At 63.5% G+C, this 13,532-nt stretch carries 10 protein-coding genes; 3 read left to right on the top strand and 7 right to left on the bottom strand.

From position 1 onward, the window contains the following. Positions 1-9: 9 nt before the first annotated feature. From ACRYLO_RS00980 to ACRYLO_RS01010, 7 genes are all read right to left on the bottom strand, one after another. Positions 10-249: a hypothetical protein gene (locus ACRYLO_RS00980; RefSeq protein WP_224921311.1), complete on the bottom strand. Its 240-nt coding sequence runs from the start codon at positions 247-249 to the stop codon at positions 10-12. Next, entirely contained in the window at positions 246-2,228 is a 1,983-nt protein-coding gene (locus ACRYLO_RS00985; protein WP_224921312.1) for a heavy metal translocating P-type ATPase, read from the bottom strand. The genes ACRYLO_RS00980 and ACRYLO_RS00985 overlap by 4 nt, the downstream gene beginning before the upstream one ends. Beyond that, positions 2,225-5,449, bottom strand: a complete 3,225-nt coding sequence (locus tag ACRYLO_RS00990) for an efflux RND transporter permease subunit (RefSeq protein WP_482658450.1) — start codon at positions 5,447-5,449, stop codon at positions 2,225-2,227. Before ACRYLO_RS00990 ends, ACRYLO_RS00985 begins: the two co-directional genes overlap by 4 nt. Before the next feature lie 3 nt (positions 5,450-5,452). Further along, a complete protein-coding gene (locus ACRYLO_RS00995) occupies positions 5,453-6,643 on the bottom strand; it encodes an efflux RND transporter periplasmic adaptor subunit (RefSeq protein ID WP_482658451.1) in 1,191 nt (396 codons plus the stop codon). Positions 6,644-6,645: 2 nt separating this feature from the next. Next, complete coding sequence (locus ACRYLO_RS01000) at positions 6,646-7,923, bottom strand: TolC family protein (protein WP_482658452.1); 1,278 nt, start codon at positions 7,921-7,923, stop codon at positions 6,646-6,648. A 60-nt stretch (positions 7,924-7,983) separates the two neighbouring features. Next, positions 7,984-8,325 carry a hypothetical protein gene (locus ACRYLO_RS01005; RefSeq protein ID WP_482658453.1) on the bottom strand — a complete coding sequence of 114 codons (342 nt, stop codon included), beginning with the start codon at positions 8,323-8,325 and terminating at the stop codon, positions 7,984-7,986. A 207-nt stretch (positions 8,326-8,532) separates the two neighbouring features. Continuing rightward, positions 8,533-9,171 (bottom strand): cation efflux transmembrane domain-containing protein, encoded by a 639-nt coding sequence (locus ACRYLO_RS01010; RefSeq protein WP_482658454.1) that lies wholly within the window; start codon positions 9,169-9,171, stop codon positions 8,533-8,535. 66 nt (positions 9,172-9,237) lie between these two features. On the opposite strand from ACRYLO_RS01010, the gene ACRYLO_RS01015 reads away from it, so the two are divergent. From ACRYLO_RS01015 to ACRYLO_RS01025, 3 genes are all read left to right on the top strand, one after another. Further along, positions 9,238-9,627 carry a MerR family transcriptional regulator gene (locus ACRYLO_RS01015; RefSeq protein WP_482658455.1) on the top strand — a complete coding sequence of 130 codons (390 nt, stop codon included), beginning with the start codon at positions 9,238-9,240 and terminating at the stop codon, positions 9,625-9,627. 211 nt (positions 9,628-9,838) lie between these two features. Next, positions 9,839-11,776: an ATP-dependent nuclease gene (locus ACRYLO_RS01020; RefSeq protein WP_482658456.1), complete on the top strand. Its 1,938-nt coding sequence runs from the start codon at positions 9,839-9,841 to the stop codon at positions 11,774-11,776. Further along, positions 11,773-13,431, top strand: coding sequence for a UvrD-helicase domain-containing protein (locus tag ACRYLO_RS01025; protein ID WP_482658457.1), 1,659 nt, complete (start codon positions 11,773-11,775; stop codon positions 13,429-13,431). The genes ACRYLO_RS01020 and ACRYLO_RS01025 overlap by 4 nt, the downstream gene beginning before the upstream one ends. Positions 13,432-13,532: the final 101 nt, after the last annotated feature.

Raw genomic sequence — 13,532 nt, forward strand, 5'->3', positions numbered from 1 at the left:
CCACCCATCCTACTTCTCCTGATTATTGTTGCGGCGGACGCCCATTCGCCAAGGGCGCAGCGGGGAGGGCAGTACAAGGCGTAGCTGCGCCGCCCGTCCGCGGATGGCATCAACCGTCCGGTGTAACCTTCGTGCGATCTCGCCCGGAGGGTGTCGCGCCTCGATCATCTGTATTAGCGCGGCATCGTCGGCCTCGGTCCATGGGCGCGGCTTGCGGCGCGCGGAGGTGTCGGTCGGATCGCTGCTCATTGGCGATACGCCAACAGACGAAGGGCATTGAATACGACCAGCAGTGTCGATCCCTCGTGGATCATCACCGCCGGTCCGATGCCCAGGCCCAGGATCGTAGCGGGCACGAGAAACCCGACGATGCCGAGGCTGACCACCAAATTCTGCCGGATGATGCCGCGCGTTTTGCGGCTTAGACCAACCGCGAAGGGCAGATGGGCGAGGTCATCCGCCATCAGCGCGACATCGGCGGTTTCCAGCGCCACGTCCGAACCGGCGGCGCCCATCGCGATGCCGACCGTCGCATTGGCCATCGCCGGCGCGTCGTTTACGCCATCGCCCACCATCGCGACCTTCGCTTCGCCACGCAGCTTGCGGATCGCCTCGACCTTGTCTTCGGGCAGCAAATCGCCCCATGCCTCGTCGAGGCCGACGTCGCGCGCAATTGCCTCGGCAACCTTCTGGTTGTCGCCCGAGATCATGATCATCCGCGTGATGCCGAGCGCATGAAGACGCGCGATCGTGTCTTTCGCAGCCGCGCGCGGCGTGTCCATCAGCCCGATGGCGCCGAGATCGCGTTCGCCGCGACGCACTACCATCGTCGTTCGCCCGCCGTCTCGCAGCCGGGCGATGGCATCGCGCATGGCATCCGAAAGCGGCGCAATGCCGTCAGCGCCGAACATCTCCGCCTTACCGATCAGCACCGGCTCGCCATCGATCTTCGCGGTGATCCCGCGTCCGGTCAGGCTGGCGAGATCGGTCGCGGCGGGAAGCTTGATCTCGCCGAGCCGTTTCTCGCCGTCCTTGGCGATCGCACGCGCGAGCGGATGGTCGCTGAGCCGCTCGACCGCCACCGCGACCGCGAGCAGATCGCGCTCATCCACACCGTCCGCCGGGATGATGTCGGTGATCCGCGGACGCCCCTCGGTCAGCGTGCCGGTCTTGTCAAAGGCGATGGCCTTGAGCGATCCCAGATCCTCGAGCGGACCACCGCCCTTTACCAGCACGCCGCCTCGGGCAGCGCGAGCGACACCGGATAGCACCGCGCTTGGCGTGGCGATTGCCAGCGCGCAGGGGCTTGCCGCCACCAGCACTGCCATTGCGCGATAGAAGCTGTCGCGGAACGGCTCGTCGATCACGACCCAGGCGAACAGCAGCACGACCGTGAGAAGTAGCACCGACGGCACGAACACGCGCTCGAACCGATCGGTGAAACGCTGCGTCGGCGACTGGCGCGTTTCGGCCTCGCTGACCAGTTCGACGACGCGCGCCAGCGTCGTCTCACTCGACTTGCGCGTGACCTCGACCTCGATCAGACCGCTGCCGTTGATCGTGCCGGCGAACACTCGATAGGGCGCTTCGATCGTGTCCGGTCTGGTGCGCGCCGCGGCTTCGTCGGGCACCGGCCGCTTGTCGACCGGCATGCTCTCACCCGTCACCGGCGCCTGATCGATGCTGGTCGTCCCTTTGACGATGAAACCATCCGCTGGCAGCCGCTCGTCGGGTTTGACAACCACCGTGTCGCCAACCACGAGTTGCTCGACCGGCAACTCGACCAGCTCGCCATCACGGCGCACCAAAGCTGTCTGCGGCGCCAACTCAGCCAACGCCTCGATCGCCCGTTTGGCGCGCCCCATGGCGTAGTTTTCGAGCGAATGCCCAAGGCTGAACAGGAACAGCAGCAGCGCGCCTTCGGCCCACGCGCCAAGCGCCGCCGCACCCACTGCGGCGACCAGCATCAGCGTGTCGATCTCGAACCGCTTGTGCCGCAGGTTGTCGATCGCTTCGCGCAACGTGAAGAAGCCACCGAACAGATACGCGGCGACGTAGCAGGCTAGCGGTATCCAGCCGGGCGGATTGGTCAGCTTCTCGAGCGCAAAGCCGATCGCGAGCAGCGCGCCGCACAGCAGCGCGCAGATCAGTTCGGTATTTGCGCCAAAAATCCTACCGTGCGCATGATCGTGCCGGCCATTTGGCTCGGGTGGGGCTTGATCGGTCATGCGATGGCCTCCGTTGGACGGACGTCATCCCGTTCGACCTCGGCCACGTCGGTCTCACGCCGGCCGTAACGGGCGTAGAGCGTGGGCAGGACGAACAGGGTCAGAAGCGTCGCCGAGATCAGGCCGCCGATGACGACTGTCGCGAGCGGCTTCTGCACTTCGGCACCCGACCCGGTCGCGATCGCCATCGGCACGAAGCCGAGCGAGGCCACCAGTGCGGTCATCACCACCGGCCGCAGCCGGGCGAGCGCGCCCTGCCAGGCCGCATCTACCCTCGCGACGCCGCGCGCCATCAGATCCTGAATCGAGTTGACCATGACAAGGCCGTTGAGCACCGCGATGCCGGACAAGGCGATGAACCCGACCGCTGCCGAGATCGAGAATGGCATCCCGCGCAGGAACAGCGCGAGCACCCCGCCGACCAGCGCGAGCGGCACGCCGGTGAAGACGATCGCTGCGTCGCGCACGCTGCCCAATGCCCCGTAGAGCAGCAGGATGATCAGCGCGAAGCAGGCCGGCACGACCAGCATCAGCCGCTGGCCGGCCGATTGCAGATTCTCGAATTGGCCACCCCATTCGAGATACTCGCCGGCCGGCAGACGTACCTCCCGGGCGATCGCCACGCGGGCGTCCTCGACCACGCCCGCGACATCGCGGCCCCGGACATTGGCCTGAACGACGACACGGCGCTTGCCATTTTCGCGGCTGATCTGATTGGGACCGGCCGTCACCGCGATGTCGGCGATGCTTTCGAGCGGGACGAATGCGCCATCCGGCGTGGGCACGGGAACCTGCCCCAGCGTCTGTAGATCGGCGCGCGCGGCGTCGGTCAGCCGGATCGTCACCGCGAAACGCCGATCGCCCTCGAAGATCATCCCGGCGTCGCGCCCGCCGATCGCGGCGGCAAGCGTGTCCTGCATGACCTGCGCAGTGATCCCCAGCCGCGCCATCGCATCGCGGTTGGGCCGGACGTCGAGCATGGGCAGACCTTCGGTCTGTTCGACCCGCACATCGGTCGCGCCCTCAACATTACGCAAAATGCCCGCGATCTGGTTGGCCGTTGCGTTCATCGTGTCGGTGTCGTCGCCGAACACCTTGACCGCGATGTCGCCGCGCACGCCCGCGATCAACTCGTTGAAGCGCATCTGGATCGGCTGGCTGATCTCGAATGCGTTGCCCGGGAGGCTTTCCAGTGCCTTCTCGATCTTCGCAACCAGTTCCGCCTTTGGCAGCTTCGGATCGGCCCACTCGTTGCGGTCCTTCATGATGATGAAGGTGTCGGAGATGTTCGGCGGCATCGGATCCGACGCGAGTTCGGCGGTGCCTGTCTTGGAAAAGACGAACTTGACCTCGGGAATCGCCGAGATGGCCTTTTCAACGCGGAACTGCATCGTCTGGCTCTGCTCGACCGACGTGCCCGGCACGCGGAGCATCTGCGCGGTCGCATCCCCTTCGTCCAGCTGCGGCAGAAACTCCTGGCCCAGCGTCATGAACGCACCGATCGCCAGCACGAAAGCACCGACGGCGGCGGCAATCGTCGTGCGTGGCCGTTTCATTGCCTTGCCAAGGCCCGGCTCGTAGCGCCGTTTGAGCCAGGTCATGATCCGGCCCTCCTTCTCCTCGACCGGCTTTGACAGCCAGATCGCCAGCATCGCTGGCACGAAGGTAAGCGAGAGGATGAACGCGCAGGCCAGCGCCAGGATTACGGTCAGCGCCATCGGCGTGAACGTCTTGCCCTCGACCCCGGTGAGCGTGAGCAGCGGAACATAGACGAGGATGATGATCGCCTGGCCATAGACCGAGGGGCGGATCATTTCGCGCGTGGCGCTCGCCACCGCGTGCAGTCGTTCGCCCTTGTCGAGGGTGCGGCCAAGGTGATGCTGGCGTTCGGCGATCCGTCGCAGCGCATTCTCGACGATGATGACGGCACCATCGACGATCAGGCCAAAGTCGAGTGCGCCGAGACTCATCAAATTTGCCGATACACCGCCGCGCAGCATGCCAAAGCTGGTCATCAACATGGTGATCGGTATGACCAGCGCCGCGATGAGCGCGGCCCGGAAATTGCCGAGCAGCAGAAACAGCACGACCACGACGAGCAGTGCGCCTTCCGACAGATTCTTGGCGACGGTCTTGATCGTCGAATTGACCAGCCCCGTGCGGTCGAGCACCGGCTGGATGATGATATCGGTCGGCAGCGAAGCGTTGACCTCGTCGAGCCGGTCGGCGACCGCCGAGGCGACATTGCGGCTGTTCTCGCCGATGCGCATGACGGCTGTGCCGACGACGACTTCCCGACCGTTTTCGGACGCCGATCCCATCCGCGTTGCCTGACCGAGCTTTACCGTCGCGACCTGATTGAGCAGGATCGGCACGCCTTCGCGCGTCGCGATCACGGTGCGGGCAAGCTGGTCGGCATTGGCGATGCGCGCGTCGGAACGAACCGCGAGACCTTCACCGTTGCGATCGACGACACCTGCGCCGACCGCGCTGTTGTTCGCCTCAAGCGCTTCGGCAAGGTCGCTAAGGCTGAGTTTGAGCGCGGTCAGCCGCTGTACGTCCGGCACGACCTGATACTGCTTCACATAGCCGCCGATCGAGTCCACGCCCGCCAGGCCGGGGACCGACTTGAGCAACGGCGCGACGATCCAGTCCTGCGCAGTGCGCAGATAGGTCGCCTTGTCAGCGTCGCTGACCAGCCGGTCACCTTCCGGCGTGATGTAGCTGCCGTCCGGCTGGATGCCCGGCTCGCCGGCCTTGTGCTTGTCCTCGGGCCGATGAGCCATGTGGACGGTCCACATATAGACTTCGCCAAGGCCGGTCGCGATCGGCCCCATTTCCGGTGCGACGCCCTCCGGCAGGTTTTCCTCGGCGGAGCGCAGCCGTTCAGCAACTTGCTGGCGCGCGAAATAGATATCAGTGGCGTCGGTGAACACCGCAGTCACCTGCGCAAAGCCGTTGCGGCTTAGCGATCGGGTGTATTCTAGACCGGGAATGCCCGCGAGCGCGGTCTCGATCGGGAATGCGACTTGCTTCTCGACCAGTTCGGGCGAAAGCGCCGAGGCGCGGACGTTAATCTGCACCTGGTTGTTGGTGATGTCGGGAACGGCATCGATCGGCAGCCTCGACAAGGAGACCGCGCCGATAACCGCGGCGATGAGGGTCAAGAGCAGCACGAACCAGCGCCGCTCGACCGCGAAATTGACAATGCGTTCGATCACGGATCAATGCCCTCCGTGCTCGGCTTCGCCCTTGGCGAGCTCTGCCTTGAGCGTGAAGCTGCCATTACCGGCGACTTCCTCGCGCCCGGTGAGGCCGGACGTGACTGTGACCGTGCCGGCGCCGCGAGCGCCCAGCGTGACCGCCTGCGCGCGAAATCCGGTAGCGGTGCGGACGAACACGGTGTTGCGGTTTTCGACCGTCTGGACTGCGGCAACCGGCACGCTGACCGCGCCGCCCCCTTCGCCCGGCAAATTCAATATGGCGGACACCGGTTCGCCGACACGCCACTGGCCGGCACGATTGTCGATCAGCGCGATGGCGGTGACCAGGCGCGTCGTTTCGTCGAGCACGGGCGAGACGAGGCTGAGCACCGCAGCCGAGCGGCGGCCACCCGCGCTGATCTCGACCGGCGTACCAACCCGCACGCGTGCGGCATCGGCTGGTGAAAGCGAGATCGTTACCGCGACGCGCGACAGGTTGGAGACGCGAAACAGCTCGGCATCTGCCGCAACGGTCTGGCCGAGCACAACCGGTCGTGCGGTGATGCGCCCGCCAAGCGGCGCGACGACACCGATGCGGTTGAGTGCGCCACCGCCGACGCCAGCCGCAGAGACCTGCTGTTGGGCAAGGCGCAGTGCGATACTGGCCTCAGTCGCCGCGGTGCGAGCCGCGATGAGATCGCGTTCGGGCGAGACACGAAGCTTGAACAGCCGGTCTTCGCGCCGCAGGTTGGATTGGGCGAGCGCCGAACGTGCTCGCGCCGCTTCGACCTCGGCTCTGAGCGACGCGGCTTCACGGCTTTCGATCACGGCGACCACCTGGCCGCGCGCGACGGCGTCGCCCAGATTGCGGTTGAGTGCGACGACGCGACCGCCGATCGCTGCGGAGACCACTTGTGTCCCCTGCGGATCGCCCTCGATCGTCGCGGGGAGCGTCAGCGCGCCGCCGCCGGAGGACAAGACCCGGACCACTTCGATGCCCGCAGCCTTGATCTGCGGTGTGGTCAGCGTGATGAGGCCTTCCTCGCCTTCGCCTTCTTCACGGGCGGCTTCGTCGCCGCCATGATCATCCCCGGCCTCCGCACCGGCTTCCATGGCCGCGCTGTTGTTGGCCGCATCCTCGCCACCCGAGCAACCTGCCAGCAGCATCGCCAGGACGAGCGGTGCCGTAGCCCCGCTTACGAGCTTTTTCATCGTCAGTTCCCCGTTTGCACCGGCGTGGGAGCCGGTGTGGTCAGCCGGGCGAGGCGCGCCTCGGCATCATGATATTGGGCGCGCGCGTCGATCGCGGCGGTGCGGGCATCGAGCAGAGCCTGTTCGGCTTCGAGCAGAACCAGCTGGTCAAACTTGCCCTCCCCATAGCCAATGCGCGCGATGCGCGCGGCTTCCTGTGCGGCACCAAGCGCCGGGCCAGACGCTCGCACGCTCGCCGCCGCCCGATCGCGGTCGGCGCGCGCCGCGTTGATCGCACGTTCGGCCTCGAACCGAGCCACTCGCTGCTTGGCCTCACTCTGGTTGCGCAGCGCCATAGCCTGACCCACGGCAGCCCGGCCGTTGTTGAACACCGGCAGCGGCACCGAGACGCCCAAGACCATCGCCATGTCGCCGCTGGCCTGAAGACGGCGCGTACCCGCGCTTACCGTCAGATCGGGGATACGCTGACTGCGCGCGAGGCGAAGTTGTGCATCGGCGGTGGCGACGTCGGCACCTGCGGCTGCGAGCGCCAACGTGCCATCCGCATTCGCCGGTGTCGCAGGACCCGCCCGAACGTTGTCGATACGATCGAACCACGGCTGGTCGAGGGCACCGGGCAGGCTGGCGCCGACGAACTGGGCGAGCACTAGCCGGTTCGCCTCGACGCTGCGCTGTGCACGCTCCAGCTCGGCTTCCGCGTTTGCCGCCAGCAGGGCAGCGCGCTGCTGATCGATGGGCGAGTTCGCACCGGCTTCGACCCGGTCGCGCGCGATACGCAGATTTTCGCGCGTCACCCCAAGCTGGTCCTGCGCGATCGTCAGCCTTCGTTCAGCGGCGACCGCCTCGATATACGCTTGTGTGACTTGTAGTCTGAGGTCGGCTCGCGTGATCACTGCGTCGATCTTGGCGCGCGCCGTCTGCGCGTCGGCTACTGCGATGCGTGCGGGTCGCTTACCGCCGAGTTCGAGCGGAAGCGCGAACGCAATCGTGGTCTCGGCCTCGTTGATGCCCTTGTACGGGCCGGTGCCGATCACATTCTCGACATCGGCGCTGAGCGTCGGGTTCGGTCGCAACGCAGCGACTGCACGCCCCGCCTCCGCCGCTTCGATGCCGAGCGCCGCCGCTTCGTTGGCTGGCGCTATCGCGCCAGCTTGCGCCAATGCTTCGTCGAGCGTTAGCGTCTCGCCCTCTGAGACGGGCGCGGACGATGTCGAGCTTTGCGCCTGCGCAATCCCTGCGCATGACGCCGCGGCGAGAAGCGCCGCGTAGATGGACTTCATGATGGAATACTCCTGACAGCCACAAACAGCCGCCGGGCATCGGCCCGCGGCGGAGGGGCGTCAGGCTTGCGGAGGTCTCAACGCGGGGTCGGGCGCGGCCGCGACCAGCACACTCGCCGGGCCGCGATCACGAATATTCTCATGTGAGGTTAACGTCGCTGTCACGGCGGCATCGTCAAGCGACGCGAAATGGTGTCCGTGGCAGCCACCATGCTGATGCGCGATGTTCTGGTCGCTCTTGCCGGTCTCCGGCGCGTTCTGATCGGCGTGATCCACATCCACGCCCGGCAGCGAGGGAGCCATCTCGACGCAGATCGACCGCTCCACGGCATGCGCGACCGGCGCAGTGCCGATCGACAGCAGCGCAAACGCACAAAGCATCAAGGTGAGCAGACGGATCATTGCGATGCCGCGTTATCCTGTCGAGGCCGGTTTGTCATCCGCAAAGTGCGTGGCAATGAAGTTGATATAGCGTATCATATCGCCAACAGAAGTGAATTGGGCCGCCGTCATTTCGAATTAACGTTTGGGACCATAAATATCCTGGCCAAAGGTATGAACTCATTCCGTATCGACGCCCGATGTATTTCATCTCATCCTTCATTTGACTTACAGACGGAAAATGCCGTGCTGCCCGGACGCGGAAATTTCACGCTTAGCCTGACGGATAATCTGAACACCGCCGGTGATCCCCAGGCCGGCCATGATCGCTGCCACGATCAGATCAGGCCAGGCCGTCCCGGTGCCGAACACCCCGACAGCAGCCATGACCACGGCGACGTTACCGATCGCATCGTTGCGCGAACAGATCCACACGGACCGCATGTTCGCATCGCCCGCGCGGTAGCGGTAGAGCATCAGTGCAACGCCGACATTTGCGATCAGCGCCACGACGCCAATAACGCCCATCACCTGGGCCTCGGGCGTCTGTCCGTCCCACACGGCCCATAAGGTTGTGCCGAGCACATAGGCACCAAGCAGAAGGAGCGTCACGCCCTTAAACATTGCGGCACGCGCACGCCAGCCGAGCGCCATGCCTGCAACGCCGAGGCTGATCGCATAGTTGGCCGCGTCGCCCAGGAAATCGAGCGCATCGGCCTGAAGCGCTTTCGATCCGCCCGCGACACCGGCGACCATCTCGGTCACGAACATCGTCGCGTTAACCAGCAGCGCGATCCACAGCGCGCGCCGCCATTTGGGGTCATTGTTCGCGTCGGATTTGTCCGACGCACAGCTGTTACAGGCCATTGCCACCTCGCGCGACTCGATGTGACTGGCTATATGGATCCTGTAGTAACTCCAGGGTCAATGGGCATGAAAATCGGCGAGCTTGCGCGAGCGACCAGCACCAAGGTTGAAACGATCCGCTTTTACGAGAAAATCGGTTTGCTTCCCGCGCCCGCTCGGACTGCAGCGAATTATCGCGCCTACAATCAAAATCAACTGGCCCGCCTGTCCTTCGTGCGCCGCGCCCGCGACCTTGGCTTTACGCTCGATCAGATACGCGGCTTGCTCGCTTTGTCAGATGATCGCGACCAGTCTTGCAGCGCAGTCGATACCGTGGCTCGTCAGCACGTTTCCGAAATCGACCGCAAGATCGCCGATTTGCGGGCGCTCCGCCGCGAGCTGCAAGAGATGCTCGACCAATGCAGCCAGGAGACGATCTCAACATGCCGGATCATTGAGTCTTTAGCGCCATGCTGACTTTGCGTTTCGTTGAGCAAAGTGGCGAACGACCGATTCGGTCGCTCCAAGCGCTCGCAGAGATACCCGACCCTGGGCGTTAGCTTGTAGAAGCTGACTCCGAAAAGCGACCGTTCCCAGAACGTCCGCGCAAGGTTATTGCCGTAAATAATTGATCGCACAGCGCAGTATGAGTCAGTGCTAAGACTGCCAATCTCCGGGGGATGGACCGATGAAGCTCGCGCATTTGCGCATCTGTAACTTCAGGTGCTTTGGAAATGTCGCTACTGAGATCGGGTTGGACGACACCACGTTCATCCTCGGACCTAACGGCACCGGCAAAACTGCGATCCTGCAGGCGCTGGCAAGAATGTTCAGTCTCGATCCTGCGCTGCGCAAGATCAGGCATTCGGATTTTCACATTGCAACCGATGAAGCACCCGATGCCGCGCCGGAAGAGCGCAGGCTCTGGATCGAAGCCGATTTCGACTTTCCCGAACTCGAACTGGACGACGAAGACGCCATGCCCGCCGTGCCGGGCAATTTCGCGCACATGCTGATGGTGGACGATGATGAGGCTGTGCGCGTCCGTTTCCGTCTGGCTGCAACGCTCGATCAGGATGGCGATATTGAGGAAACCTTCACCTATGTGACCAAAACCGACGATGCAGGGGTGCCGACCGAGGAAAGCCGCGCATCCAAGCAAGATCGCAATGCCATTCAGGTGCACTATCTGCCCGCTCGGCGCGATCCTTCCGATCATATCTCCTACTCGTCCAATGCGCTGTTGGGCCGGGCATTGCGGGCGGCGGACTGGAGCGGTGAACGTGCGGCAATCGGCGATCTCACCGCGCAGATCACCGCAGCGCTGACCGGCAACGCCGCCATCAAAAGCATTGGCGAATCCCTGACCACGATCTGGAGCCAACTGCACAAGGGCCAGTTCTTCGCCGACCCCGGGGTTTCCTTCGAGCAGAGCGAGATCGATACGCTGCTTCGCCATTTGAGCCTGACGTTCACGCCCGGACACGGTGAACCTCTCGTTGATTTTTCGCGGTTGAGCGACGGTCAGCAGTCGCTGCTCTACATCTCGCTGGTACTCGCCATGCGCGAGATCAGCGACAAGGTGCTAGCAGGCGAGCTGTGCGCGTTCGATATCGATAAGCTGCGGCCCGCAATCTTCACTCTGATTGCGGTCGAAGAGCCGGAGAACAGCCTGTCGCCACATTATCTGGGACGCATCGTGCGTGCCGTTTCCGAATTCGCCAAAGGTCAGAATACCCAAGCGCTCGTGGCAACGCACGCGCCGTCGCTTCTGCGGCGGGTTGCGCCCGAGACCATTCGTTATCTGCGGCTCGACGGCAACCGCCGCACGGTCGTTACGCGTGTCGTGCTTCCTCAAAATGCGGACGCCGCCAAATATGTGCGCGAAGGCGTACAAGCCTTTCCGGAGCTGTATTTCTCGCGGTTCGTGATCCTGGGTGAAGGCGACAGCGAGGAGGTCGTTCTGCCGCGGCTGCTCGGCGCGCGCGGGATTCTTACCGATGACGCGTCGATTTCGATCGTTCCCCTGGGCGGTCGGCACGTCAATCATTTCTGGCGTTTGCTGCACGCGCTCGGCATTCCGCACGCGACACTGCTCGACCTTGACCTTGCTCGCTATCAAGGGGGCTGGGGCCGGATCAAATATGCCGCGAAGCAACGCCTCAAATACGGCGATATCGAAAACGCCGGCATCGACGACGACGATATCGCGGGCATTCCGGCCTGGGACAGCGATCTGGGATTGCTGGACGATGACGATGACTGGATCGAGTATTTCGCAGATCGGGGAATCTTCTTCTCTTCTCCGCTTGATCTCGACTTCATGATGATCGAAGCGTTTGGGGAAGTGTACAAGATTGACGACGACGAGCGCGAGGAACCGGACGAAAGCACGCTCAAGGCTGTTCTTAGCAAGAAGCACGACACAGTTGATGGCCAGTACTCCGACGAGCAGCTGGAGCTGTTCGATGCTTATCACCGCAGGTTCAAGATCGGCAGCAAGCCGGCTTGGCACATTCGGGCGATGGCGGCGCTCGATGATGCAGAACTAGCGGCCGACATGCCAGCAGTTATGACAGCGCTGATCGACTATGTTGAAACCGCACTGGAAGGCCTGCCAGAATGATCTCGGCCGAGCGATGGTCTCCTGCCGACGGCTTGACGCTCGAGCCGAATGCGATGGCTGCCGCTACGGAGATCGCACGCAATCTGGCGCTGACCGCAGGTCCGGGTGCCGGCAAGACCGAAATGCTTGCGCAACGTGCGGACTTCCTGCTTCGGACCGGCACTTGCCGCTATCCGCGGCGGATCCTCGCCATCTCCTTCAAGACCGATGCCAGCCAGAACTTAAAGGCGCGCGTCCGCAAACGCTGTGGACCCGAACTGGCGGCGCGCTTCGACAGCCACACCTTTCATGCATTTGCGAAGCGGATCATCGATCGCTTTCGCCCCGTGCTCACCGGACGGGATGCCCTGGGCCCGGACTATTCGATCGGTACACGTCGGGTGCAGCGCCAGTCCATCACCTTCGCCGACATGGTGCCGCTCGCCCATACGATCATCGAAGCCAGCCTCATTGCGCGCAACGCAGTGCGTCAGACCTACACCCATATCTTTCTCGATGAATTCCAAGACTGCACGGCCGAGCAATATCGCCTGATTCTCGCTTGCTTCGGGGGCACCTCGGCGATTCTGACAGCGGTGGGCGATACCAAGCAAAGCATCATGGGCTGGGCCGGCGCGCTTGAGGGTATCTTCCAGACCTTTGCCGATGAGTTCGATGCGCTACCGCGCAACCTCTACCAGAATTTCCGATCCGCACCGCGGCTACGCCGCATGCAGAATGCGATGGTCAAAGTGATGGATCCGCCCGCCGCGCTCGACGATGCGGATATCCTCGGCGAAGAGGGCGAGATCGCTGTTCTTCGTTTCGACGATGATGGCGAAGAAGCTGCCAGCCTGACGGGGCAAATCCGCGACCTGATCGACAATGGCGTCCGACCCTCTGAAATCGCGATTCTCGTCAGCAAGCAGCAGAACCTCTATTGCCAGCGCCTTACGGTCGCATTCGAGGCCGCCGAAATCCCGTTTCGTGAGGAAGACAAGGAACAGGATCTGGCGTCGGAGCCGGTCGCCTGCCTGCTCATCGACTTTCTCCTAGTCGCCAGCGGTTCGCGGCAGCCCGCCGCCTATCGCCGATTACTGGATATCGTGGTGTTCAACCATGGCTATGACGAGGAGCGCGAATATCAACTGCGCTCACGCTGGGATCGCTTCGTTACAGAAACTAGGCGGCAGATCGCGTCGGGTGAGATCAATCTAGGCCATATCAACGACCTGCAAGCCGTTGCCACGGCGCTGGTAGGCGTAGTCGGGCGCGACAATCTCATCGCGCTTTCGCCTGACTACGCGCATGGTGGCCGCCTCGACCAACTTATAGAACAGGCACTCGAACGCGCGCATCTGTTGCTGCAAGGCGACGCGGAGCCGGCGACGGCCTTGGCGTCCTTCTCTGGCGACAGCGCGGTTCGCATCATGTCGGTGCATAAGAGTAAGGGTCTGGAGTTTGATACAGTCGTCATTCTCGGGGTCGAGAAAGAGACTTTCTGGGGTGAATCATCGGCGGAGCGCGCTGCCTATTTTGTCGGGATTTCCCGCGCTAAACAAAGGCTTTGGCTAACCGCGTGTCACTGTCGCCAGCGCCCGGATGGCGCTAAACGCTGGGATGTCGAGCGTCGGGAGCACGACGAATTTCTTGGCTACGCACTTGATGGCGATTGAGCCGAACTTATGCAGCGATCAGCAAAACTCGACATCGGCGTGGTTGTGTCAAGCTCGGTGAGCTCTTGGAGTTCTCGCAGGTACCTGACGAGAATCCGCGG

The sequence above is a fragment of the Sphingomonas sp. SDUR79 genome (assembly GCF_056821745.1).

Bases quoted from the DNA above. Each gene is read 5' to 3' on its own strand.
- ACRYLO_RS00995 (WP_482658451.1), bottom strand. From the start codon at position 6,643: ATGAAAAAGCTCGTAAGCGGGGCTACGGCACCGCTCGTCCTGGCGATG.
- ACRYLO_RS00985 (WP_224921312.1), bottom strand. From the start codon at position 2,228: ATGACCGATCAAGCCCCACCCGAGCCAAATGGCCGGCACGATCATGCG.
- ACRYLO_RS00980 (WP_224921311.1), bottom strand. From the start codon at position 249: ATGAGCAGCGATCCGACCGACACCTCCGCGCGCCGCAAGCCGCGCCCA.
- ACRYLO_RS01010 (WP_482658454.1), bottom strand. From the start codon at position 9,171: ATGGCCTGTAACAGCTGTGCGTCGGACAAATCCGACGCGAACAATGAC.
- ACRYLO_RS01020 (WP_482658456.1), top strand. From the start codon at position 9,839: ATGAAGCTCGCGCATTTGCGCATCTGTAACTTCAGGTGCTTTGGAAAT.
- ACRYLO_RS01000 (WP_482658452.1), bottom strand. From the start codon at position 7,923: ATGAAGTCCATCTACGCGGCGCTTCTCGCCGCGGCGTCATGCGCAGGG.
- ACRYLO_RS01005 (WP_482658453.1), bottom strand. From the start codon at position 8,325: ATGATCCGTCTGCTCACCTTGATGCTTTGTGCGTTTGCGCTGCTGTCG.
- ACRYLO_RS01025 (WP_482658457.1), top strand. From the start codon at position 11,773: ATGATCTCGGCCGAGCGATGGTCTCCTGCCGACGGCTTGACGCTCGAG.
- ACRYLO_RS01015 (WP_482658455.1), top strand. From the start codon at position 9,238: ATGAAAATCGGCGAGCTTGCGCGAGCGACCAGCACCAAGGTTGAAACG.